Below are 22,397 nucleotides of genomic sequence, written 5' to 3' on the forward strand. Positions count from 1 at the left end.
CCCCGGATAGCACCTGTCTCACCGTGCGAGACTCGGATGCGGTCGGCCCTCGCGGAGGCCGCGGAGAGCACTGGGCGACGTCCCCGAGACCGGCCGTGGAGGGGCGCGACCGCAGCGGCCTACGCTTCTGGGCATGAGAATCCGTGTCGTCGACGCCTTCACCGACCGTCCGTTCGCCGGCAATCCCGCCGCGGTCGTCCTGCTCGAGGAGGCGGGCTTCCCCCCGGACGAACGGCTCCAGCGGGTCGCGGGCGAGATGAACCTCTCCGAGACGGCGTTCGCGCACCCACTCCCCCGCGGCGAGGACGCGGACTGGGCGCTGCGCTGGTTCACGCCCGCCGTGGAGGTGAACCTGTGCGGGCACGCGACGCTGGCCACGGCGCACGTGCTGCACTCCGCCGGACGGGCCGGCTCCCGGCTGCGGTTCCGGACCCGTAGCGGAGTGCTGACCGCCGCTCCCTCCCCCGACGGCACGATGACGCTGGACTGCCCGACGGCTCCGCTGACGCCGCTGACCGAGCCGCCCGGGCTCTCCGCGGCGCTGGGCTGCGAGGTCCTGACGGTGCACGACACAGGGCCGGACGTCGGCGACCTCCTGGTCGAGGTCCACGACGAGGACACGGTGCGCGCCCTCGCACCGGACATGGCCGCGCTGGCCCGGCTCCGGGGGCGCGGCGTCATCGTCACCGCCGCCGCTCACGACACGGCCGCCGGTTACGACTTCGTCTCCCGGTTCTTCGGACCCGCGGTGGGGGTTCCGGAGGACCCGGTCACCGGGAGCGCCCACACGGCACTCGCGCCGCTGTGGGCGGCTCGGCTGGGGCGGGACGAGCTGACCGGCTTCCAGGCGTCCGCGCGTACCGGAGTGGTGCGGACCGCGCTGCGCGGCGCGCGGACGGAGCTGTCGGGGGCGGCGGTGACGGTGCTGGACGGCCGGCTGCTGACGTGGCTCTGAGCGCGCCGGCCGCCGCTGCGCCCCGGCGGCGGTGCGCGTCCGCCGGGGGGCACCGACCGGCCTGGGCGTCGGGTCAGCCGGTGGGGAGCCAGTCCACCTTGCCGGCCAGCACCGCGTAGCCGACGAAGGCGACGATGTCGATCAGGGCGTGGGCGGCGAGCAGCGGGCCGACGCGCCCCCAGCGGCGGTAGAGCAGCACGAAGATCACGCCCATCGCCATGTTGCCGACGAAGCCGCCGATCCCCTGGTAGAGGTGGTACGTGCCGCGCAGGAGGGAGCTGGCCGCCAGCGCTCCCCAGGGTGACCAGCCGAGCTGGTCCAGGCGGCGCAGAAGGTAGCCGATGACGATGATCTCCTCCACCGCGGCGTTCTGCACCGCGGAGGCGATCAGCACCGGGATCTTCCACCACACGTCAGGAAGGTTCTCCGGCACCACGGTGAGGTTCGCGCCGGCCGCCCTGGCACCGAGGTAGAGGAGCAGGCCGGTTCCTCCGATGCCGGCGGCGACCAGCGTGCCGCGGGCCAGGTCGGAGCGGGGGCGCCCCAGGTCGCACCCGACCGCGCGCAGGCCGCCGGTGCCCTCGCGGTACAGCAGGTGCGCGACGAGCGCGACGGGGACGAGCGCGGTGGCGATACCGAAGAGCTGCCAGGCCAGGTCGAGCCACGGGCGGTCGGGGGCGGCCGAGGTGTTCATCCGCGCAGCCTGGTCGGCGAGTCCGCCCGGGGCGGTCAGCGAACCGGCGAAGCTGATGAGCGCCGAGAGCGCGCTGGCGCCGAGGGAGAGGGCAAGTACCAGCAGCGTCTCCCGCCGCAGCACGGGAGCGGGGAGTCCGGCGTCGCCGGGAATCCCCTGGTCCGCGGCGTCTCCCGTCCGTGCGCGCACCCGCGCCTCCTGTTCGCCTGGATCGCCTGCCTGTGGGGCGCCGGTGTGTCCGGCTCCCGGTCTCAGCTTGCCGCATCCGGGAGGCGGAGTCGTGCGCGGGGTATCCGGGCGCCGCCCGGCGTCACGGCCCGGGCGGCCAGGTGTGCACCGGCTCGTCGGTGCGGGTGAGTTCGCAGTACCGGCGGGCGACGGCCGCGAGTGCCTTCTCCCGGTCGAGTCCGGCGTCCGTGGCCCGGTGGTAGGTGGCGGCCTGCCAGGAGGCGCCGTTGACCCGGCGCCGGCAGCGTTCCTCGATCACCGACAGGTAGCGGTCCCGGTCGGCGGGCTCCACGCCCCACGCGTCGAGTCCGGACGCGGCGAGCGGGAGCAGCTCGTCCTGCACGAGCCGGGTCGCGGGCAGCGCGACTGTCGCGCTCCCCCGCCCGGAGCGCGGCCAGTGCAGCTGGGCGTCGATGCCGTCCCGGCACGCCGCCTCGAAGTTCTCGTGGGCAACGGGGAAGGGCATCCGGGTCCAGAGGGGACGGGGCTCGTCCGCCAGGGCGCGCACCAGCCCGTAGTAGAAGGCGGCGTTGGCGAGCACGTCGGTGACGGTGGGGCCGGCCGGAAGCACCCGGTTCTCGACCCGCAGGTGGGGGACGCCGTCGACGACACCGTAGACCGGGCGGTTCCAGCGGTAGACGGTGCCGTTGTGCAGGGACAGTTCGAGAAGTTCGGGGACTCCGCCGTCCTCCAGCACCTGGAGTGGTTCCTCGTCCTCGCAGAGCGGGAGCAGCGCCGGGAAGTAGCGCACGTTCTCCTGGAAGAGGTCGTAGGCGGAGTCGATCCAGCGTTCGCCGAACCAGGTGCGGGGACGTACGCCCTGCACGGCGAGCTCCGGCGGCCGGGTGTCGGTGGACTGGAGGAAGAGCGGCGGCCGGGACTCCCTCCACAGCTCCCGCCCGAAGACGAACGGCGAGTTGGCGCCCATGGCGATCTGCGGCCCGGCGATCGCCTGGGCGGCGTTCCACACGTCGGCGAACCGGCCCGGCGTGACCTGGAGGTGCAGCTGCACCGAGGTGCACGCGGCCTCGGGGGCGATGGAGTCGGAGGCGTAGCGCAGGTGCTCGACACCCTCGATGTCGAGCATCACGTCCTCTCCCCTGGCCGCCATGATCTGGTCGTTGAGCAGGGTGTACCGGTCGACGGCGGAGAGGTTCGCGGAGACCAGGTCGTCGCTGGTGAGCGTGGGCAGGATGCCGATCATCACGATGCGCGCGTCCACCTCGCGGGCCTGGCGGTCGGCGTAGGCGAGGGCGGTGCGGAGTTCCTCGGAGAGCTGGTCGAAAACCCGGCCGGCCATGCGGTGCGGGACGATGTTGGCTTCGAGGTTGAACTGACCGAGCTCCGTCTGGAAATCCCGGCTGCCGATGCGTTCCAGAACCTCGGCGTTCATCATCCGGGGCATGCCTTCGGCGTCCGCGAGATTGAGTTCGATCTCCAGACCCATGAGATTGCGCGGGCGGTCGAACCGCTTCCTGTCCAGAAGCAGTTCCAGGGCCTCCAGCCCTTGGAGGAGTTTCTGCCGGTACCGCAGCCGATCGGACAGGGCGAACCTGTCGGCCGCGACCTTCTCTCCCATCCCGCCGGTCCTCTCGGTCGGGTGCCCGTGCGACGACCGGGCACGTGTGTCACCTGATGATGCCCAGGGCGATGATCCGCAATCCCTCGGCGAACCCCCGGGTAACCGCTATCGTGCCGGGGAAATCCTCTGGCACATTCCTTGGGCATACGGCTCACGGCCCAGGCGTCACGCAAGGGCCGGGAGAAAGGGCCACAGCAGAACCGGCCGACCCGGTTTCCGCCGAAGGCCGAGGCGAGCGCTTCGACGGGTGGACGGAGCGGGAGGAAATACCTCCGGAAATCGGCGTGAAGCCGCCTTGTGGAAACACCGCCGCGTCGTTAGCCGAAACCACCGGGGAACTGGTGTCGTATAAACTCTGCCGACGAGGCCGAGACCCCGCGTCGAACGACCGTCTGCCCGCTGCACCGGCTACGGTCCTGCGGCCCCCCGGGCCGAACAGCGCCGTCCGCGCCCCGCCCCCGCTCCCGTGTGCCTGTCGAGGTGAGAGGCGACCCATCATGCCCCTGCGTTTTGCTCCTGCTCCGGCGCCCGCCCGGCAGAGTGTCCTGTCGGCCCTCGACTCCGGCGCCGGGCCGGGCCCGGCCCGGCTGCGTCCCGAACTCGCCCTGCCGGTACATGAGATCACCGGTGTGAGCAGGCAGGGGCCGCCGCGCACCGGCCTGACCGGCTGGCGTTTCCTGCTGGCACCGGTGCCGGCGGCGCCGGCACCGGACGGGAAGTCTGCGGCGCCCGGGCCGTCATCCCCTCCGCCGCTGAGCGCGGCGGAGACCATGCCGACGGCGGACGGCTGGGCCTTCGCCCACTTCCGCGGCGGCCCGTACGTGTCCGCCACCCTGCGTGCGCTCGACCAGGCCGAAGGACTGCCGCTGCCGTACCAGCCGCGACTGCTGTCGGTACCGGAGCTGTACATGCTGACTCTCTGGCTGCACTCCGTCCCGGACGCCGACCCCGCCGCACACTTCCCCGACGCCGCCGACCTGGTGATCCCGCTGGCCCCGGCGCCGCCCGGCATCGCCTCCCACCAGCCGCAGCGGGTCGACACCCTGCTACCGCTGCTGACACACCGCCTGCGCTCCGTGCCGCTGATCGGCGCCTGAAACCACCCGTCCGGGTGAAACGTCCTTCCCTACGAGGAGTGCTGCCGCGAAACCCCTGCGGGCCCTTCGTCCGCAGGTGGACACTGGGACAGCCCTTGAGGAACGGGGAACGGCCATGGAAGCCACACCGAGCCGCAGGACGACCAGGACCGTCGAGACCACACAACGGAAGACGCCGACGATGTGCCAGCACCAGCCACCGTGCCCGACCGCGGAATCAGCCGACCGGGAGGCCGCCCACCTCGTGGCGCACCGCCCGGAGCAGGGCTGGAGCCTGCTCTGCAACGGTGTCCTCGTCTTCGAGGACACCGGGGAACTGCTCCCGGACGGCCGGGTCATCGCCCCGCACCGCCCCCTGGACGCGCTGCGCGTCGCGCAGGCGGCGTGAACCGGGACGCAGCGACGGGGACGGGCCCGGGACGGCGGTCACCGCCGTCCCGGGCCCGTCCTGTGCCGGGGGAGGACGGCCTCAGCCGTCGTACTCCTCGACGGGCGGGCAGGAGCACACCAGGTTGCGGTCGCCGAACGCACCGTCGATGCGGCGCACCGGCGGCCAGTACTTGTCCGCCGCCTGCACCCCGGCCGGGAAGGCTGCCTCGGCGCGGGTGTACGGGAAGTCCCAGGCATCGCTGAGCTGGGCCGCCGTGTGCGGGGCGTTGCGCAGCGGGCTGCTCTCCGCGCTCCACTCGCCGGAGGCGACCTTGTCGATCTCGGCGCGGATGGCGATCATGGCCTCGCAGAAGCGGTCGACCTCGGCGATGTCCTCGCTCTCGGTGGGCTCGATCATCAGCGTGCCGGCGACCGGGAACGACATCGTCGGGGCGTGGAAGCCGTAGTCGATGAGCCGCTTGGCGACGTCGTCGATGCTGACGCCGGTCGCCTTGGTCAGCGGCCGCACGTCGATGATGCACTCGTGCGCGACCAGGCCGTGCGGGCCGGTGTAGAGGACGGGGAAGTGCGGCTCCAGTCGCTTGGCGATGTAGTTGGCGCTCAGCACGGCGACCTGCGTCGCGCGCCGCAGTCCCTCGCCGCCCATCAGCCGCATGTAGGCCCACGAGATCGGCAGGATGCCCGCCGAGCCCCACGGAGCCCCGGAGACCGGTCCGATTCCGGTCTCCGGTCCCGCCAGCGGCTGGAGCGGATGGTTGGGCAGGTACCGGGCCAGGTGGGCGCGGACGCCGACCGGGCCCACGCCGGGGCCGCCGCCGCCGTGCGGGATGCAGAACGTCTTGTGCAGGTTGAGGTGCGAGACGTCGGCGCCGAAGCGGCCCGGGCGGGCGAGTCCGAGGAGCGCGTTGAGGTTGGCGCCGTCGACGTACACCTGGCCCCCCGCGTCGTGCACGGCGGCGCAGACCTCGGAGATGTTCTCCTCGAAGACGCCGTGCGTCGACGGGTAGGTGACCATGAGGACGGCCAGCCGGTCGCCGTGCTGCGCGATCTTCTCGCGCAGGTCCTCCATGGTGATGTCGCCCTCTTCGCCGGTCTTGACGATGACGACCTTCATGCCGGCCATCACGGCGCTGGCGGCGTTGGTGCCGTGTGCGGAGGACGGGATGAGGCAGATGTCGCGCTGGTCGTCGCCGTTGGCGCGATGGTAGGCGCGGACGGCGAGAAGACCGGCGAGCTCGCCCTGGGAGCCGGCGTTGGGCTGGATGGAGACCTTGTCGTAGCCGGTGACTTCGGCGAGGCGCTCCTCGAGCTCGCGGATCAGGGTGAGGTAGCCCTCGGCCTGGTCGGCGGGCGCGAAGGGGTGCAGTCCGCCGAACTCGGGCCAGGTGACCGCCTCCATCTCGGTGGTGGCGTTCAGCTTCATGGTGCACGAGCCCAGCGGGATCATGCCGCGGTCCAGCGCGTAGTCGCGGTCGGCCAGGCGGCGCAGGTAGCGCAGCAGCGACGTCTCCGAGCGGTGCTCGTGGAAGACCGGGTGGGTCAGATACTCGTCGGTGCGCAGCAGGTCCCGGGGCAGGGCGTCCGCGACGGCGCCGTCGAGTTCCTCGATGTCGGCCTGCACGCCGAACGCGCCCCACACGGCGGTGAGCTGCTCACGGGTGGTGGTCTCGTCGCACGCCATGCCGACGTGGTCGGCGTCGACGTGGCGGAGGTTCACCCCGGCCTCGCGGGCCCGCTCGACGATCTCGGCGGCGCGGCCGGGCACCCGGGCGGTGACGGTGTCGAAGAACTCGCCGGTCGTCACCTCGACGCCGCCGTCGCTCAGGCCCCGGGCGAGCAGGGTCGCGTAGCGGTGGGTGCGACGGGCGATCGCGGCGAGACCCTCGGGACCGTGATGGACGGCGTACATGCCGGCCATGACGGCGAGCAGCACCTGCGCGGTGCAGATGTTGCTGGTGGCCTTCTCGCGGCGGATGTGCTGTTCGCGGGTCTGGAGGGCGAGGCGGTACGCCTGGGTGCCGTCGGCGTCCTTGGAGACGCCGACCAGACGGCCGGGCAGGCTGCGGGCGAACGTGTCGCGGACGGCCATGTAGCCGGCGTGCGGGCCGCCGAAACCCATGGGCACGCCGAAGCGCTGGCTGGAGCCGACGGCGATGTCCGCGCCCAGGTCGCCCGGCGAGGTCAGCAGAGTGAGGGCGAGCAGGTCGGCGGCGACGGTGACGATCGCGCCCAGGCCGTGCGCCTGCTCGATGACGGAACGGTGGTCCCGCACAGCGCCGGAGGCACCCGGGTACTGGAGCAGCAGGCCGAAGACGCCCCGCTCGGCGACCTCGGCGGGGATACCGTCCGTCAGGTCGGCGACGACGACCTCGACGCCGGTGGGTTCGGCGCGGGTCCGGAGCACGGCGACGGTCTGCGGCAGGCAGTCCGCGTCGACGAGGAAGACGCCCTTCTTGACCTTGCCCACGCGTCGTGCGAGCGCCATGGCCTCGGCGGCGGCGGTGGGCTCGTCCAGCAGCGACGCACCGGAGGTGGGCAGGCCGGTGAGGTCGGCGACGACGGTCTGGAAGTTCAGCAGCGCCTCGAGGCGGCCCTGGGAGATCTCCGGCTGGTAAGGCGTGTAGGCGGTGTACCAGGCCGGGTTCTCCATCACGTTGCGGAGCACCACGGGCGGGGTGAACGTGCCGTAGTAGCCCAGCCCGATCATCGAGGACAGCACGCTGTTGCGCCGCGCCAGGTCGCGCAGCTCGGCCAGGACCTCGGCCTCGGTGCGCCCCTCGGGGAGCTGAAGCCGGTCGGTGCTCTTGATGGCGTCGGGTACCGCGGCGGCGGTGAGTTCGTCGAGTGAGGCGTATCCGAGATGCGCGAGCATCTTGGCCTGCGCGCCGTGGTCGGGGCCGACATGGCGCTGTTCGAAGGGCGTGCCGCGCTCGAGCTCGGCGAGGGAGATGCGGTTGTCGGTCATCTGCGGGGGCCTCCTGGTCGTGAGCGACCTGCGAGGGGCACCACGGCCGGTGCCCGGACGGCCTCCCCCTCTGTCATCACAACCTGAGAGCTTCACCCGGCGGGGCCTTGTGGGGGCAGCCGGGTTTTCACCGTCGGTGAGGGGGAGCCCCAGGCACGGGTCCGTGGCCCACCCTGCTTTCCAGAGTGACCTCGTCCGTACGGTACGTGAGCCTGAGAGATTCCGGGGAGGAGTTGCTCCTTCGGCGCCTCCGGCGCTGCCGCCGGAGAGCTCTCCCGCACGGGGTCAACAGCCTTCGCCCCGAGCGTACCAGCGAGGGGCCGTAGGGGGACGGGCGCGGCTCTCGAGTGGCCGTCGCGGGCGAAGTGGCCAATCGTTGGGAGGGGGCCCGTGCAGTGTGCGAGCAGCTGGAGGCAGCGTGCAGACGGACATCGACCCGCGGAGCCTGATAGGCCGCAGAGCGTTCGACCGTGACGGACTCAAGATCGGCACCGTGGACGAGGTCTACCTGGACGACGCGACCGGGGAGCCCGAGTGGGCGGCGGTGCGCACGGGTCTGTTCAGCCGGGACGCGTTCGTGCCGCTGGAGCCGAGCCTGCTGGACGGCGAAGTGCTACGGGTGCCGTTCGAACGGGCTCTGATCAAGGACGCGCCGGACTTCGGTGTGGGCCGCCACCTGTCGCCCGAGCAGGAACTCCAGCTCTACCACCACTACGGCTTGGACGTGCCTTCCGCTCCCGGCCCGCCGGCCGTGCCGCCGGACCGGGACTTCGGCCGGGTCGCCGGTTCGGAGGGCTGACCGGCCCCGGAGGCGGAGTCGTCCGCGACCGGGGGGCCGGGCACGAGCATGGGCGGGTCGGCCGCGGTCAGCTCCGGGTCGTCGACGGGAAAGGTGCGGACGGGTCCGGGCGGCGAGCCGGGCTGTTCGAAGCGGACGGTGACCCGTCCGACGCCGCTGCCCTGCACCCAGCCGGGGCCGTAGGCCGGGTGGTGGACGTCGAGACCCGGCAACCAACTGCGCGACCGCTCCCCGGCCGCCTGGGTCGCTCCGCCGTCCGCCGCGCCGCCGGGGCGGACCGGGGCGCCGTGGGCACGGCCCGGGTCCGGCACGTCACCGACCTCCGCCTCGGCGGAGGCCGCGGCTTGGGCGAACAGGTCCTCCTGGGTGTAGTCGGCGAGGCCGCTGACCCCGACACCGAGGAGGCGCACACCGGCCGTGGTGTCGATGCCCTCGAGCAGTCTGGCCGCGGCGGCGCGGACGACGGCGGGGTCGTCGGTCGGTCCGCGCAGCGTCTCGGAACGGGTGAGGGTGGAGAAGTCGTAGCTGCGCACCTTCACAACCACGGTGCGGCCGGAGCGGCCGGCCTCCCGCAGCCGGTGCACGCAGCGGTCGGCGAGGCGCGCCACCTCGGTCTGCACGCGCGTTCGGTCGGTGAGGTCGACGTCGTAGGTGTCCTCGACGGACACCGATTTCGCGTCCCGCTCGGCGACGACGGGCCGGTCGTCCAGGCCGAGAGCCATGGCGTACAGCGTGCTGCCGTGGGCCCGCCCGAGCAGCCGCAGCAGTTCGTCCTCCCCCGCCTCCGCGGTGTCGCCGACGGTGGCGATGCCGGCGCGGCGCAGCACCTCGGCGGTGGCGGGCCCGACCCCGGGCAGGGTGCGCACGGTAAGCGGCGCCAGCAGTGCGCGTTCGGTGCCGGGTTCCACCACGACCAGCCCGTCGGGCTTGGCGCGTTCGGAGGCGATCTTGGCGAGGAGCTTGGAGCCCGCCAGCCCCACCGAACCACTCAGCCCGGTCTCGGCCCGGATGTCGGCGCGGAGGCGGTGGGCGACGGTGGTGGCCGCCGCCGAGTCCGCTGCGGCCCCGCCCGCTTCGAGGTCGACGAAGGCCTCGTCCAGGCTGAGGGGCTCGACGAGCGGCGAGAGCACGGACAGCCGTTCCATCACCCGTCCGCTGATCCGGCGGTAGAGCCCGAAGCGCGGAGTGAGGTAGGCGGCATTGGGGCAGCGGCGGCGCGCCTGAGCCGTGGGCATGGCCGAATGGACGCCGAACCGGCGCGCCTCGTAGGAGGCGGTGGCCACGACCCCCCTGGGTCCGAGACCGCCCACGATCACGGGCTTCCCGCGCAGACTGGGCTTCGCCGCCTGCTCCACGGCGGCGTAGAACGCGTCCATGTCGAGATGGAGGACCGTCGCTGCGTCTCTCACACCACCGATGCTGCCCTACGGCGCTGACAGCCGCCCGGACGGGCGCACCGGGGAGGACGCGGCGTCCGCAGGGCCGGACAGCGCTGCGGGCGGTGGTCTCTGCGTCGTCGCAGGTTTTCAGACTGCGCGGTCGCGGCGGCGCCGGGCCAGTTCGTCGGCCGGATGGTGCGCGGTGACGGTCTCGCCGGTGTCGACCCGTTCGGCATGCAGCTGCGACAGGGCCCCCTGGACGTCCCGCCACACCACGCCGACGGCAATGCCGAACACACCCTGACCGGCCTGGAGCAGGTCGACGACGTCGTCGGGGGAAGCGCACTCGTAGACCGTGGCACCGTCGCTCATGAGGGTGAGCCGGGCGAGGTCGGTGCGTCCGTGGGAGCGCAGGTGCTGCACGGCGGCGCGGATGCTCTGCAGCGACACCCCGGTGTCGAGCAGACGCTTGACGATCTTGAGGACGACGACGTCGCGGAAGCTGTAGAGCCGCTGGGTGCCGGAGCCGTGGGCGGAGCGGATACCGGGTTCGACCAAGCCGGTGCGGGCCCAGTAGTCGAGCTGGCGGTAGGTGATGCCCGCGGCGGCACAAGCCGTGGGACCCCGGTAGCCGAGGTTCTCCTCGCCGGAGGTAGTGGGAGCGGGTGCGCGGCCGGCCGGGGACGCGGACCCCGCTCGGGAGGGTTCGCCCGCTGCCACGCCGTCGCCGGTGCTTCTCACGCCGACCTCCGTCCCTTCCCTCTTCCGGGCCCCGGAAGATGCCCACTTGAAGGTAGGCAGTCGCTCCGGGTGCGTCAACGATCGCCACACTCGGCACGCCGAGTGATAATCACCCGAAGAGTGGTTTAGCGGGCTTCAGAGCGGGGACGGACGCCGGTTGGGCGCGCGGCGGCGTCACGGGACGGGCCGCCGGGAGCCCGCGGGTCACTGACTGCTGGTGCCGAAGTCCTCGGGGGAGATCTGGTCGAGGAACTCGCGGAACTTCTCGACCTCGTCCTCCTGCTCGTCCGGGATGGCGATGCCAGCGTCGTCCAGTACGCCGTCACTGCCGTAGATCGGGGTCCCGGTGCGCAGGGCCAGTGCGATGGCGTCGGAGGGGCGGGCGCTGACCTCGACGCCGCTGGCGAAGACCAGCTCGGCGTAGAAGACGCCCTCACGCAGGTCGGTGATGCGCACAGCGGTCAGTTCCTGCCCCACCGCCTCCAGCACGTCCTTGAACAGGTCGTGTGTCAGGGGACGGGCCGGCGTCATGCCCTGCTGGGCGAACGCGATGGCGGTCGCCTCTCCCGGACCGATCCAGATGGGGAGGTACCGGTCGCCCCCCACTTCCCGCAGGAGAACGATCGGCTGGTTGGAGGGCATTTCGACCCGGACACCCACGACGTCGAGCTCGTTCACACAGCAACCCTAGGACGTGCCCGGCCTGTTTGGATAGTCGGGCACGCTTTCGGCGTGGGCGTCGGCCTGCTCAGCGGACCCGGCTCTGACCGTGTGGAGCGGGCTCCAGTGCGGCCCGCAGGAAGGCGTCGTGCAGGCGGGCGGTGAGGTGGGCCAGGTCCCGTGCGGTGGCCTCGGCGTCCTCCCGGACCCGTGGGTCGCGGTTGGCCCGCAGCGGGGCGACGACCTGCTGCACGAGCGCCGCGGAACGGTCGGCGGCCGCCTTGACAGCCCTCAGGTGCCGCGGCTCGAGTCCGTGCCCTCCGAGCTCGGCGAGGGTACGGGCGAGGGCCACCTGTGCCACGTCGTAGTGACCGGCGGCGTCCGGGCGGAGCAGTCCGTACTCCTCCCAGCGTGCGCACTGCGCCTCGTCGGCCCCGGTAGCGGCGAGCAGGCGGGCCCGCCCGGTGCGTACCCGCAGGTCGCGGGGATGCCCAGGGGCGGGAGCGGGGTGGGCTGCGGCGTCCTGGCCGTCGCCCGGCTCTCCGAGGCGTTCCCGGATGGCGTGCAGCGGCAGACAGTGGTCGCGCTGGAGGCCAAGGACGTGGCGGAGCCGCCGGACGTCGGCGTCGCGGAAGCGGCGCTGCCCTCCGGCTCCACGCTCGGGGCTGACGAGGCCCTCCGCCTCCAGGAAGCGGATCCTGGACAGGGTGACCTCGGGGAAGTCCTTCCGCAGCGCCGCGAGCACGGTGCCGATGCTCTGCGGTCGCTCCTCCGGGGCGGCCGCTGCGCCCCGGAGCGACGGCTCCCGGGTGGCGGTGCCCCCCAGGGCACCGCCGGTGGGTGTGTGCGGCATGGAGCCTCCCGCGGGTCGATACCCCCGGGTGGTCAGGCGCTGCGCGGGCTGGCGAAGAACACCAGCCGGTACTTGCCGATCTGCACCTCGTCGCCGTTGGCGAGCGGGATGCCGGTCTCGATCCGCTCCCGGTTGACGTAGGTGCCGTTCAGGCTGCCCACGTCGGAGACGGTGAACACGCCGTCCGGACCGCGACGGAAATCCACGTGACGCCGCGAGACCGTGACGTCGTCGAGGAAGATGTCGCTCTCCGGGTGGCGGCCGGCGGTGGTGAGCTCGCCGTCGAGCAGGAAGCGGCTGCCGGAGTTGGGCCCGCGCCGCACCACGAGCAGGGCCGAGCCCAGCGGCAGCGCGTCCACGGCGGCCTGCGCCTCGGGGGGCAGCGGCGCCACGTGCTGGCCCGTCGCCTCGGAGTCGTAGGCCTCGAGTCCGGAGATGGAGATCGTCGAGGTGGTCTCCGAGGGAGCCTCGGGCGGGGGCACGCTGCCCCGCAGCGGTGCACCGCACTGCGAGCAGAAGCGGCTCTCCTCCGCAGCGCGCGTACCGCACCTCGAACAGACCGGCAAGGCAGATCCTCCACCCGTTGGTGAGGTTGATGGATCTGTGGAACCTATGCGCGCCGCGGCTCCGGGGTCAACAGAAACTCCGCCTGCGGCGGGAGAAGTACCGCCGGTCGGCCCATTCACCTCGTCACGGAACATGGGACGCTCGTGACCGGCCGTCTCGGCGGGCGCACCGTCACCGCCGTGCTGCGGGGCGCGGTGGCGGCCGTCGCCGCTGCCGTCCTTGCGGCCCTTGCCGAACAACCTGGAAAGAAAACTCACGGGCGATTCCCCTCGCACGAAACAGACCCGCCCGTGGGGCAGGACAGATCCTCGATGCTCTGATTGGCCGTTGCGCAGATCGCGGAAACGTGCCTGGCCTGGGCACAGTCTCCCTGACGCCGTCCGTCGCTCCCCCGCCGACCCCCTGCAAGAATCATCGCCCACCTCACTGTGATGACCGAGCGTAGTCAGGACGTTCCGGCTTGCGCAAGGCATCCACGACGATCTTCTCCTCGCGGGTGACCTGCACGACGGCCTGCTCCTTCTCGAGCGTCTGCACCACACCGCCCGGAATGTTGAGGGCGGGCTCCAGGTCCTCCGGCTCCCCGATGGCCAGGAAGCGGTACGGAGCGCCGACCTTCTTCCCGTCGATGCGGACGTCGCCGCCGGTTCCGGTGAAGTAGGTGCCGGCCGCGACGCGCACGTCGTTGATCTCGATGGCCTCCGCACCGGCCGCGCGCAGCTCCTGGATGGCGTCCAGCAGCATGTCGGACTCGACCGCACCGGCCGGGTCGGAGACGGTGATGCGGAGCCCCGGCCCTTCGGCGGCGACCGTGCCGGCCAGGATGCCGAGCTGCCGCTTCTTCTGCTGGGTCTGCTTGCGTGCCTCTTCGGCCTGGTCGGAGCTGGTCTCCAGTTCGCTGCGCTGGTCCTCCAAACGCTGCTTCTCGTCCTGGAGGCGCGTGGTGCGGTCGTCGAGCTCGTCGAGGATGCGCACCAGGTCCTCCTGGCGGGCGTCGCGCAGCGGGCTGCTCTCACTGGTGCTGCGTACCTGGATGGCGAGGCCGAGGCCGAGGACGAACAGCAGGAGGGCCGCGATCAGCTGGGCGCGGGTGACGCGCGGCGGCCAGATCGCGGCCGCGAGCCGCTGCCGCCCGGTCGGTTCCGCGTCCCGGGACGCAGCGGACGGGTCGGCGACGGCAGGTCCTTCGTCCGCGGGCCCGGGGGCCTCCGATCCGGGGGCCCCCGGTCGGTCGCCGGACGTCGGCGGGCCGTCCGGCGGCGGGGCCGCCGGTCCGGGACCGGTCCGGGGCGCCTCCGGCGGGCCCGGCGGAGTGCCGCCGCGCGGGCGTTCCGGCGGCAGCTCGGGGCCGACAGAGCGGGGGGCCGGGCTGTCCGGCTCGTGGTTGTCGTCGCTCATCGGCCTCACGCCCGGAACACGTGCCGCCGGATCGCGGCGGCGTTGGAGAAGATGCGGATGCCCAGGACGACCACCACGCCGGTGGAGAGCTGCGCACCGACGCCCAGCTTGTCACCCAGGTAGACGATGAGGGCGGCGACGACCACGTTGGACAGGAACGACACCACGAACACCTTGTCGTTGAAGATCCCGTCCAGCATGGCACGCAGCCCGCCGAACACCGCGTCGAGTGCCGCGACGACGGCGATCGGCAGGTACGGCTCGACCACGGTAGGCACCACCGGCCGGACGAAGAGTCCGGCCACGACTCCCACGACGAGGCCCAGTACGGCGATCACGATGTGCTGCCCTTCTCTGTCTTCACGGGCTCCGCTGTGCGTACGATCAGGCTCGCCGCGGCCGGCAGCCGGACCTGGTCCTGTTCGCTGATGCTGTAGCGCACCCCGTAGTTCTCCTTCAGCACCTGCAGGTATCGGCCGTCCACGCTGTCCTTGAACGCGTCGGCGAGTTCGCTGCCGTCGCCCACCGCGAGGACGTCGTACGGCGGCGCGAGCGGCTTGTTGTCCACGAGTATGGCGTCACCGGCGGCGCGGATGGCGGACAGGGCGGTGAGCCGCTGCCCGTTGATCGACACGGCTTCCGCGCCGGCGCTCCACATGCCGTTGACGATGCGCTGCATGTCCCGGTCGCGGACCCGCCCGGTGTCGGAGAAACCGGTGTCGGCCCGGGGCCCGTCGCCTCCGCCGCCGGCGCCTTTGGCGTCGTTCACGGTGAGTTCGACACCGGGCCCTTCGACGGGTGTGGCTCCGGACAGCAGCGCGATCAGTTCTGCCTGGTCGCCGCCGTGCCGTTCCAGCGCCTCCCGCTGCATCTCGCTCACGGTGCCGCGCAGCTCGTCGACCCGCTGCTGCAGGGAGTCGGCCGCCGCGGTGTCGTCCTCGACGCGTTCGACCAGTTCCCCACGCTCCCGGGCCAGGGTCGGCGCGTCCATCTGCGCCTGCACCGCGCCCACGGTGACCACCAGGGTGGCCAGAACGACGCCGGCGGCGAGCCAGAGGCGTCCGCGAAGGCTCCGCGGGAGACCGTTCCTGCCCTCGACCCCGTCCCGCGCGGCGGCCTCGGCGTAGCCGTCGTCGAGGCTGTGTTCCATGACGTTGGTGAGCAGCGACATCGAGGCGTCGGGTCGCGCAGGCCGCGCTGCGGTACTCCGTCCGGGGGGCTGCTGCGACATGCCGCACATCGTCGCACGTCGGCCGCCGTTCCGCCGAATGGGCCCTCCGCGTGGGCGGTTGGGGCCCATCCGGCGCGTGCGGGATGCCGGCGGCGCGGACCGGAGGGGTCAGCGCCCGGCGCTGTCGACGACTCCCGTCCACTCCTCGAGCAGGGCCTGCGCGGAGGTGTCGTCGGGGCCTTCCGCCCAGAGGTGGGTGACGGCTTCGGCGGGATCGGGCAGGACCATCACCCAGCGGCCGTCGGACTCCACGATCCGCACGCCGTCGGTGGTGTCGACGTCACGGTCGCCGGCGGCCTCGACGACCCGCCGCATCACGGACCCCTTGACGGCCCAGGGCGTGGTCAGGGAGCGGCGCAGCACGTGGGCCTGCGGGATGCGGGCGTCGATCTGGCTGAGGGTGAGCTGGGTGCGGGCGACCAGCCCGAGGAGCCGCACGAAGGCGGCGGTCCCGTCGAAGACGGAGCTGGACTCGGGGATGATGAAGCCGCCACGGCCGTCGCCGCCGAAGATCGTGGAGTCCTCCCGGCCGACGCGGGTGAGGTCGTCGGGCGAGGTGGTGGTCCACTCCACCTGCGTGCCGTGGTAGGCGGCGACCTGTTCGGCGATGCGCGTGGTGGTGACGGGGAGGGCGACCTTTCCGCTGCGGCGTTCGGCCGCCACCAGGTCCAGCATGACAAGCAGCGCCCGGTGGTCCTCGACGATCTCGCCTCGCTCGTCGACGAGCGAGAACCGCTCTCCGACGGGGTCGAAGCGGACGCCGAACGCGGCACGCGCGGAGGCGACGATCTCGCCGAGCCGCACCAGGCCGGAGCGGCGAGCGTCGGCGGTCTCCGTGGGGCGGGCCTCGTCCAGGCCGGGGTTGATGGTGAGAGCGTCGACGCCGAGCCGGCCGAGGAGGCTGGGGAGGACGAGTCCGGAACTCCCGTTGGACGCGTCGACGACGACCTTGAGGCCGGACTCGGCGATGCCGTCGGTGTTGACGGCGCGGAGCAGGGAGCCGGTGTAGGAGTCGAAGACGCTGGCGGGGAAGCGGAGGTCGCCGATCTCGCCGGGGAACGCCCGGCGGTACTCCTGCCGGGTGTAGACGCGGTCGAGTTTGCGCTGCGCCGCCTGGGAGAGGTCGGAGCCCCGCTCGTCGAAGAACATGATGTCGACGTTGTCGGGAAGGCCCTGGGTGGTGCGGATCATGATGCCGCCGGCGCTACCGCGGGCCGTCTGCTGACGGGCGACGGGAAGCGGCACGTTCTCCAGGTCTCGCACGTCGATGGCACTGGCCTGGAGCGCGGAGATGATGGCGCGCTTGAGTGCGCGGGCGCCACGGGAGTGGTCGCGCGCGGTGGTGACCGTCGACCCCTTCTTGAGGGTGGTGGCGTAGGCGCCGGCGAGCCGGACGGCGAGTTCGGGCGTGATCTCGACGTTGAGGATGCCGCTGACCCCTCGGGCGCCGAAGAGGTGGGCCTGGCCCCGGGACTCCCAGATGACGGAGGTGTTGACGAAGGCACCGGCCTCGACGGTCTTGAAGGGGTAGACGCGGACGTTGCCCTGGACGATGGATTCCTCCCCGACCAGGCACTCGTCGCCGATGACGGCGCCGTCCTCGATGCGGGCGGCGCGCATCACGTCGGTGTTGCGTCCGACGACGCAGCCGCGCAGGTTGGCCTGCTGGCCGATGTAGACGTTGTCGTGCACGACGGCCCGGTGCAGGAAGGCGCCGCTCTTGACGACGACGTTGGAACCGATGACCGAGTGCTCGCGGATCTCGGTGCCGGCTTCGATCTTGGCGTAGTCGCCGATGTACAGGGGGCCTCGCAGCACCGCTTCCGGGTGGACCTCGGCCCCCTCGGCGACCCAGACGCCCGGGGAGATCTCGAAGCCGTCGATGTCGACCTCGACCTTGCCCTCGAGGACGTCGGCCTGCGCCTTGACGTAGCTCTCGTGCGTGCCGACGTCCTCCCAGTAGCCCTCGGCGATGTAGCCGTAGACGGGCTTGCCCTCCTTCATGAGCTGCGGGAAGACATCGCCGGACCAGTCGACGGGCACGTCGGCGTCGACGTAGTCGAAGACCTCCGGCTCCATCACGTAGATGCCGGTGTTGACGGTGTCGGAGAAGACCTGCCCCCAGGTGGGCTTCTCCAGGAAGCGTTCGACCTTGCCGTCCTCGTCCACGATGGTGATGCCGAACTCCAGGGGGTTCGGGACGCGGGTGAGGCAGACGGTGACGAGGGCGCCGCGTTCGCGGTGGAAGCGGACGAGGTCGGTGAGGTCGAAGTCGGTGAGGGCGTCACCGGAGATCACCAGGAAGGAGTCGTCCTTCAGCGCCTCCTCGGCGTTCTTGACGCTGCCGGCCGTGCCGAGCGGCTTCTCCTCGTTGGCGTAGGTCAGCTCCATCCCGAGTTCTTCGCCGTCGCCGAAGTAGTTGCGGACCAATGAGGCGAGGAACTGGACGGTGACGACCGTCTCGCTGAGCCCGTGGCGCTTGAGCAGCCGCAGCACGTGCTCCATGATCGGGCGGTTGGCAACGGGAAGCAGTGGCTTGGGCATGCTCGCGGTCATAGGGCGAAGGCGTGTGCCTTCGCCGCCTGCCATCACGACGGCCTTCATCTCGGAAGCGTCCTCCTCGCGCAGCGACGGTCGAACCGGCTACCACCCTCCCCGAAGGCCCAGGTTGTCACACGACGGGCACCCGGGACGCGAGAACGCCGCGGGGAGGGATCAGCCGGTTGCGGCGCTCGCTCTGACAAGGCGGCGGACCTGAACGACGTAGAGCACTCCGGCCCACCAGTACAGCGCTGTACCCCAACCTGCGAACGCCCATCCGAAAATAGCAGCGAGTGACGCCAGCCATCCACTTCCGTCACTGAGGAGGAGGAGCGGGAAGGCGTACATCAGGTTGAAGGTGGCGGCCTTGCCGAGGAAGTTCACCTGCGGCGGGGCGAACCCGTGCCGGTCGAGGACCCACACCATGACCAGCAGCAGCGCCTCGCGGGCGAGGAGGATCCCGGTCAGCCAGAGCGGCAGTATGTCGCGCCAGGTGAGCCCGACGAGCGTGGAGAGGATGTACAGCCGGTCGGCAGCCGGGTCGAGGATGCGGCCCAGGTCGCTCACCTGGTTCCACCGGCGGGCGAGTTTGCCGTCGAGGTAGTCGCTCACTCCGCTCAGGGCGAGGACGAGGAGCGCCCAGCCGTCGCAGTTGGGGCCGCCGAACTCGGGCCACAGGATGAGCCAGAGAAAGAGCGGGACGCCGACGAGGCGGGCCATGCTCAGGATGTTGGGGATGGTGAAAACCCGGTCCGCGCGGACTGGGGATTCCTGAGCCTCCACCCGGGCCTCCTGGGAGTGACGTGCGCCGACGTTTGCCGACCCGACGATACCGGCCGGACGCGGCAACCCGGGCAGAGGGGTGCCGGCGACTCGGCCGAAAACGGCGAAAGCCCCGCCGGCCCGAAGGCCGACGGGGCTCCCGTCACAGATTGTTCGGCGGCGTCCTACTCTCCCACGAGGTCCCCCTCGCAGTACCATCGGCGCAATAAGGCTTAGCTTCCGGGTTCGGAAAGTAACCGGGCGTTTCCCTCACGCTATGACCACCGAAACACTATGAAACACACAAACACCGGGAGAACAACCGCAACCCCCCACACACCACCAAAGGCGGGCAAGGAATTACGGGTTCTCGACCTGGTTGTGGTCTCAGAACCCACACAGTGGACGCGAGCCTCTATGGACAAGCCCTCGGCCTATTAGTACCGGTCACCTCCACCCATTACTGGGCTTCCAGATCCGGCCTATCAACCCGGTCGTCTACCGGGAGCCTTAACCCCTCAACGGGGGTGGGAGTCCTCATCTCGAAGCAGGCTTCCCGCTTAGATGCTTTCAGCGGTTATCCCTCCCGAACGTAGCCAACCAGCCATGCCCTTGGCAGAACAACTGGCACACCAGAGGTCCGTCCGTCCCGGTCCTCTCGTACTAGGGACAGCCCTTCTCAAGACTCCTACGCGCGCAGCGGATAGGGACCGAACTGTCTCACGACGTTCTAAACCCAGCTCGCGTACCGCTTTAATGGGCGAACAGCCCAACCCTTGGGACCGACTCCAGCCCCAGGATGCGACGAGCCGACATCGAGGTGCCAAACCATCCCGTCGATATGGACTCTTGGGGAAGATCAGCCTGTTATCCCCGGGGTACCTTTTATCCGTTGAGCGACGGCGCTTCCACAAGCCACCGCCGGATCACTAGTCCCGACTTTCGTCCCTGCTCGACCCGTCAGTCTCACAGTCAAGCTCCCTTGTGCACTTACACTCACCACCTGATGACCAACCAGGCTGAGGGAACCTTTGGGCGCCTCCGTTACTCTTTAGGAGGCAACCGCCCCAGTTAAACTACCCACCAGACACTGTCCCTGATCCGGATCACGGACCCAGGTTAGACATCCAGCACGACCAGAGTGGTATTTCAACAACGACTCCACCCAAGCTGGCGCTTGAGCATCACAGTCTCCCACCTATCCTACACAAGCCGAACCGAACACCAATATCAAGCTATAGTAAAGGTCCCGGGGTCTTTCCGTCCTGCTGCGCGAAACGAGCATCTTTACTCGTAGTGCAATTTCACCGGGCCTATGGTTGAGACAGTCAAGAAGTCGTTACGCCATTCGTGCAGGTCGGAACTTACCCGACAAGGAATTTCGCTACCTTAGGATGGTTATAGTTACCACCGCCGTTTACTGGCGCTTAAGTTCTCAGCTTCGCCATCCCGAAGAATGACTAACCGGTCCCCTTAACGTTCCAGCACCGGGCAGGCGTCAGTCCGTATACATCGCCTTACGGCTTCGCACGGACCTGTGTTTTTAGTAAACAGTCGCTTCTCGCTGGTCTCTGCGGCCACCCCCAGCTCAAGGAGCAAGTCCCATCACCAGACGTGGCCCCCCTTCTCCCGAAGTTACGGGGGCATTTTGCCGAGTTCCTTAACCATAGTTCACCCGAACGCCTCGGTATTCTCTACCAGACCACCTGAGTCGGTTTAGGGTACGGGCCGCCATGAAACATCGCTAGAGGCTTTTCTCGACAGCATAGGATCATCCACTTCACCACAATCGGCTCGGCATCAGGTCTCAGACACAAGCCAGGCGGATTTACCTACCTGACGTCCTACACCCTTACCCCGGGACAACCACCGCCCGGGATGGACTACCTTCCTGCGTCACCCCATCACTCACCTACTACCAGCTCGGGCCACCGGCTCCACCACTCCGACTTCATCCGAAGAATCCACCGGCGGCTTCACGGGCTTAGCATCACTGGATTCGATGTGGGTCGCTTCACAGCGGGTACCGGAATATCAACCGGTTATCCATCGACTACGCCTGTCGGCCTCGCCTTAGGTCCCGACTTACCCTGGGCAGATCAGCTTGACCCAGGAACCCTTAGTCAATCGGCGCGCACGTTTCTCACGTACGTATCGCTACTCATGCCTGCATTCTCACTCGCATACCGTCCACAACTCGCTTCCACGGCTGCTTCACCCGGCACACGACGCTCCCCTACCCACCCCAGCCCTCGTTAAAGGTACATACTGGAGTGACACGACTTCGGCGGTGTGCTTGAGCCCCGCTACATTGTCGGCGCGGAATCACTTGACCAGTGAGCTATTACGCACTCTTTCAAGGATGGCTGCTTCTAAGCCAACCTCCTGGTTGTCTCTGCGACTCCACATCCTTTCCCACTTAGCACACGCTTAGGGGCCTTAGTCGATGCTCTGGGCTGTTTCCCTCTCGACCATGGAGCTTATCCCCCACAGTCTCACTGCCGCGCTCTCACTTACCGGCATTCGGAGTTTGGCTAAGGTCAGTAACCCGGTAGGGCCCATCGCCTATCCAGTGCTCTACCTCCGGCAAGAAACACACGACGCTGCACCTAAATGCATTTCGGGGAGAACCAGCTATCACGGAGTTTGATTGGCCTTTCACCCCTAACCACAGGTCATCCCCCAGGTTTTCAACCCTGGTGGGTTCGGGCCTCCACGAAGTCTTACCTCCGCTTCACCCTGCCCATGGCTAGATCACTCCGCTTCGGGTCTTGAACACGCTACTCAACGCCCTCTTCGGACTCGCTTTCGCTACGGCTCCCCCACACGGGTTAACCTCGCAACATGCCGCAAACTCGCAGGCTCATTCTTCAAAAGGCACGCAGTCACGACACAGCAAGCAAGCTTGCTGTGCGACGCTCCCACGGCTTGTAGGCACACGGTTTCAGGTACTCTTTCACTCCGCTCCCGCGGTACTTTTCACCATTCCCTCACGGTACTATCCGCTATCGGTCACCAGGGAATATTTAGGCTTAACGGGTGGTCCCGCCAGATTCACACAGGATTTCTCGGGCCCCATGCTACTTGGGTGCCGCACAAACGAGTTGCAGATGTTTCAGCTACGGGGGTCTTACCCTCTACGCCGGGCCTTTCGCATGCCCTTCGCCTACACCCACAATTTATGACTCGCCCAGCCGCCGGCAGACAACTGAAGTACGGTCCCACGACCCCGCATGCGCAACCCCTGCCGGGTATCACACACATACGGTTTAGCCTCATCCGGTTTCGCTCGCCACTACTCCCGGAATCACGGTTGTTTTCTCTTCCTGCGGGTACTGAGATGTTTCACTTCCCCGCGTTCCCTCCACACACCCTATACATTCAGGTGCGGGTGACAGCCCATGACGACTGCCGGGTTTCCCCATTCGGACACCCCCGGATCACAGCTCGGTTGACAGCTCCCCGGGGCCTATCGCGGCCTCCCACGTCCTTCATCGGTTCCTGGTGCCAAGGCATCCACCGTGCGCCCTTAAAAACTTGGCCACAGATGCTCGC

General features: G+C 69.8%; 17 protein-coding genes, 2 rRNA genes, 1 pseudogene and 1 riboswitch. Of the genes and pseudogenes, 4 read left to right on the forward strand and 16 right to left on the reverse strand.

Annotated elements, in window-relative coordinates; translation table 11 throughout:
* Positions 1 to 133 precede the first annotated feature (133 nt).
* Positions 134 to 955, forward strand: a complete 822-nt coding sequence (locus tag E4198_RS00615) for a PhzF family phenazine biosynthesis protein (protein ID WP_136181389.1) — start codon at positions 134 to 136, stop codon at positions 953 to 955.
* 73 nt (positions 956 to 1,028) lie between these two features.
* On the opposite strand, the gene E4198_RS00620 is transcribed toward E4198_RS00615, so the two are convergent.
* Both E4198_RS00620 and E4198_RS00625 read right to left on the reverse strand, forming a co-directional pair.
* Entirely contained in the window at positions 1,029 to 1,802 is a 774-nt protein-coding gene (locus E4198_RS00620) for a CPBP family intramembrane glutamic endopeptidase (RefSeq protein ID WP_247597832.1), read from the reverse strand.
* Between the two features lie 157 nt (positions 1,803 to 1,959).
* Positions 1,960 to 3,456 carry a glutamate--cysteine ligase gene (locus E4198_RS00625; RefSeq protein ID WP_136181390.1) on the reverse strand — a complete coding sequence of 499 codons (1,497 nt, stop codon included), beginning with the start codon at positions 3,454 to 3,456 and terminating at the stop codon, positions 1,960 to 1,962.
* 500 nt (positions 3,457 to 3,956) lie between these two features.
* On the opposite strand from E4198_RS00625, the gene E4198_RS00630 reads away from it, so the two are divergent.
* Both E4198_RS00630 and E4198_RS00635 read left to right on the forward strand, forming a co-directional pair.
* Positions 3,957 to 4,556 (forward strand): hypothetical protein, encoded by a 600-nt coding sequence (locus E4198_RS00630; RefSeq protein WP_136181391.1) that lies wholly within the window; start codon positions 3,957 to 3,959, stop codon positions 4,554 to 4,556.
* Between the two features lie 181 nt (positions 4,557 to 4,737).
* The gene (locus E4198_RS00635) at positions 4,738 to 4,944 is read left to right on the forward strand and encodes a DUF5999 family protein (protein WP_136185096.1); all 207 of its coding nucleotides are present in this window, start codon (positions 4,738 to 4,740) and stop codon (positions 4,942 to 4,944) included.
* 81 nt (positions 4,945 to 5,025) lie between these two features.
* Here the strand turns inward: E4198_RS00635 and gcvP are convergent, their stop codons facing one another.
* On the reverse strand, positions 5,026 to 7,911 hold the full coding sequence (gene gcvP, locus E4198_RS00640) for an aminomethyl-transferring glycine dehydrogenase (RefSeq protein ID WP_136181392.1): 2,886 nt from the start codon (positions 7,909 to 7,911) through the stop codon (positions 5,026 to 5,028).
* A 190-nt stretch (positions 7,912 to 8,101) separates the two neighbouring features.
* Positions 8,102 to 8,199, reverse strand: a riboswitch (glycine riboswitch).
* Positions 8,200 to 8,329: 130 nt separating this feature from the next.
* Here gcvP and E4198_RS00645 point away from each other — a divergent pair.
* On the forward strand, positions 8,330 to 8,710 hold the full coding sequence (locus E4198_RS00645) for a PRC-barrel domain-containing protein (protein WP_136181393.1): 381 nt from the start codon (positions 8,330 to 8,332) through the stop codon (positions 8,708 to 8,710).
* Here E4198_RS00645 and E4198_RS00650 read toward each other — a convergent pair.
* The 13 genes and pseudogenes from E4198_RS00650 to E4198_RS00710 form a co-directional block, all read right to left on the reverse strand.
* Positions 8,623 to 10,119 carry a DNA polymerase IV gene (locus tag E4198_RS00650; RefSeq protein ID WP_136181394.1) on the reverse strand — a complete coding sequence of 499 codons (1,497 nt, stop codon included), beginning with the start codon at positions 10,117 to 10,119 and terminating at the stop codon, positions 8,623 to 8,625. The two genes, E4198_RS00645 and E4198_RS00650, sit on opposite strands and share 88 nt — an antisense overlap.
* 117 nt (positions 10,120 to 10,236) lie before the next feature.
* The gene (locus E4198_RS00655; RefSeq protein WP_136181395.1) at positions 10,237 to 10,830 is read right to left on the reverse strand and encodes a MerR family transcriptional regulator; all 594 of its coding nucleotides are present in this window, start codon (positions 10,828 to 10,830) and stop codon (positions 10,237 to 10,239) included.
* 204 nt (positions 10,831 to 11,034) lie between these two features.
* A complete protein-coding gene (locus tag E4198_RS00660) occupies positions 11,035 to 11,508 on the reverse strand; it encodes a bifunctional nuclease family protein (RefSeq protein WP_027764781.1) in 474 nt (157 codons plus the stop codon).
* A 70-nt stretch (positions 11,509 to 11,578) separates the two neighbouring features.
* The gene (locus E4198_RS00665) at positions 11,579 to 12,343 is read right to left on the reverse strand and encodes a MerR family transcriptional regulator (RefSeq protein WP_136181396.1); all 765 of its coding nucleotides are present in this window, start codon (positions 12,341 to 12,343) and stop codon (positions 11,579 to 11,581) included.
* Between the two features lie 32 nt (positions 12,344 to 12,375).
* A complete protein-coding gene (locus E4198_RS25750) occupies positions 12,376 to 12,825 on the reverse strand; it encodes an FHA domain-containing protein (protein WP_348771321.1) in 450 nt (149 codons plus the stop codon).
* A 15-nt stretch (positions 12,826 to 12,840) separates the two neighbouring features.
* Positions 12,841 to 13,383: pseudogene (locus tag E4198_RS25755) on the reverse strand (hypothetical protein); the annotation flags it as partial.
* Positions 13,334 to 14,308: a DUF881 domain-containing protein gene (locus E4198_RS00675; RefSeq protein WP_247597493.1), complete on the reverse strand. Its 975-nt coding sequence runs from the start codon at positions 14,306 to 14,308 to the stop codon at positions 13,334 to 13,336. The pseudogene E4198_RS25755 and the gene E4198_RS00675, both read right to left, overlap by 50 nt.
* 5 nt (positions 14,309 to 14,313) lie before the next feature.
* Positions 14,314 to 14,646, reverse strand: coding sequence for a small basic family protein (locus E4198_RS00685; protein ID WP_027764785.1), 333 nt, complete (start codon positions 14,644 to 14,646; stop codon positions 14,314 to 14,316).
* Positions 14,643 to 15,548 (reverse strand): DUF881 domain-containing protein, encoded by a 906-nt coding sequence (locus tag E4198_RS00690; protein ID WP_210732754.1) that lies wholly within the window; start codon positions 15,546 to 15,548, stop codon positions 14,643 to 14,645. Before E4198_RS00690 ends, E4198_RS00685 begins: the two co-directional genes overlap by 4 nt.
* A 99-nt stretch (positions 15,549 to 15,647) precedes the next feature.
* Positions 15,648 to 18,143, reverse strand: a complete 2,496-nt coding sequence (locus E4198_RS00695; RefSeq protein WP_136181399.1) for a mannose-1-phosphate guanyltransferase — start codon at positions 18,141 to 18,143, stop codon at positions 15,648 to 15,650.
* A 111-nt stretch (positions 18,144 to 18,254) separates the two neighbouring features.
* Positions 18,255 to 18,863, reverse strand: a complete 609-nt coding sequence (locus tag E4198_RS00700; protein ID WP_136181400.1) for a CDP-alcohol phosphatidyltransferase family protein — start codon at positions 18,861 to 18,863, stop codon at positions 18,255 to 18,257.
* A gap of 151 nt (positions 18,864 to 19,014) precedes the next feature.
* Positions 19,015 to 19,131: ribosomal RNA gene (gene rrf, locus E4198_RS00705) — 5S ribosomal RNA — on the reverse strand.
* Between the two features lie 128 nt (positions 19,132 to 19,259).
* Positions 19,260 to 22,385: ribosomal RNA gene (locus E4198_RS00710) — 23S ribosomal RNA — on the reverse strand.
* Positions 22,386 to 22,397: the final 12 nt, after the last annotated feature.

This window comes from Streptomyces sp. RKND-216 (assembly GCF_004795255.1).
Lineage (GTDB): Bacteria > Actinomycetota > Actinomycetes > Streptomycetales > Streptomycetaceae > Streptomyces > Streptomyces hazeniae.

Coding starts and splice junctions, on each gene's coding strand:
- E4198_RS00615 (WP_136181389.1), top strand. CDS start 134: ATGAGAATCCGTGTCGTCGACGCCTTCACCGACCGTCCGTTCGCCGGC.
- E4198_RS00625 (WP_136181390.1), bottom strand. CDS start 3,456: ATGGGAGAGAAGGTCGCGGCCGACAGGTTCGCCCTGTCCGATCGGCTG.
- E4198_RS00630 (WP_136181391.1), top strand. CDS start 3,957: ATGCCCCTGCGTTTTGCTCCTGCTCCGGCGCCCGCCCGGCAGAGTGTC.
- E4198_RS00635 (WP_136185096.1), top strand. CDS start 4,738: ATGTGCCAGCACCAGCCACCGTGCCCGACCGCGGAATCAGCCGACCGG.
- gcvP (WP_136181392.1), bottom strand. CDS start 7,911: ATGACCGACAACCGCATCTCCCTCGCCGAGCTCGAGCGCGGCACGCCC.
- E4198_RS00665 (WP_136181396.1), bottom strand. CDS start 12,343: ATGCCGCACACACCCACCGGCGGTGCCCTGGGGGGCACCGCCACCCGG.
- E4198_RS00675 (WP_247597493.1), bottom strand. CDS start 14,308: ATGAGCGACGACAACCACGAGCCGGACAGCCCGGCCCCCCGCTCTGTC.
- E4198_RS00690 (WP_210732754.1), bottom strand. CDS start 15,548: ATGTGCGGCATGTCGCAGCAGCCCCCCGGACGGAGTACCGCAGCGCGG.
- E4198_RS00695 (WP_136181399.1), bottom strand. CDS start 18,143: ATGAAGGCCGTCGTGATGGCAGGCGGCGAAGGCACACGCCTTCGCCCT.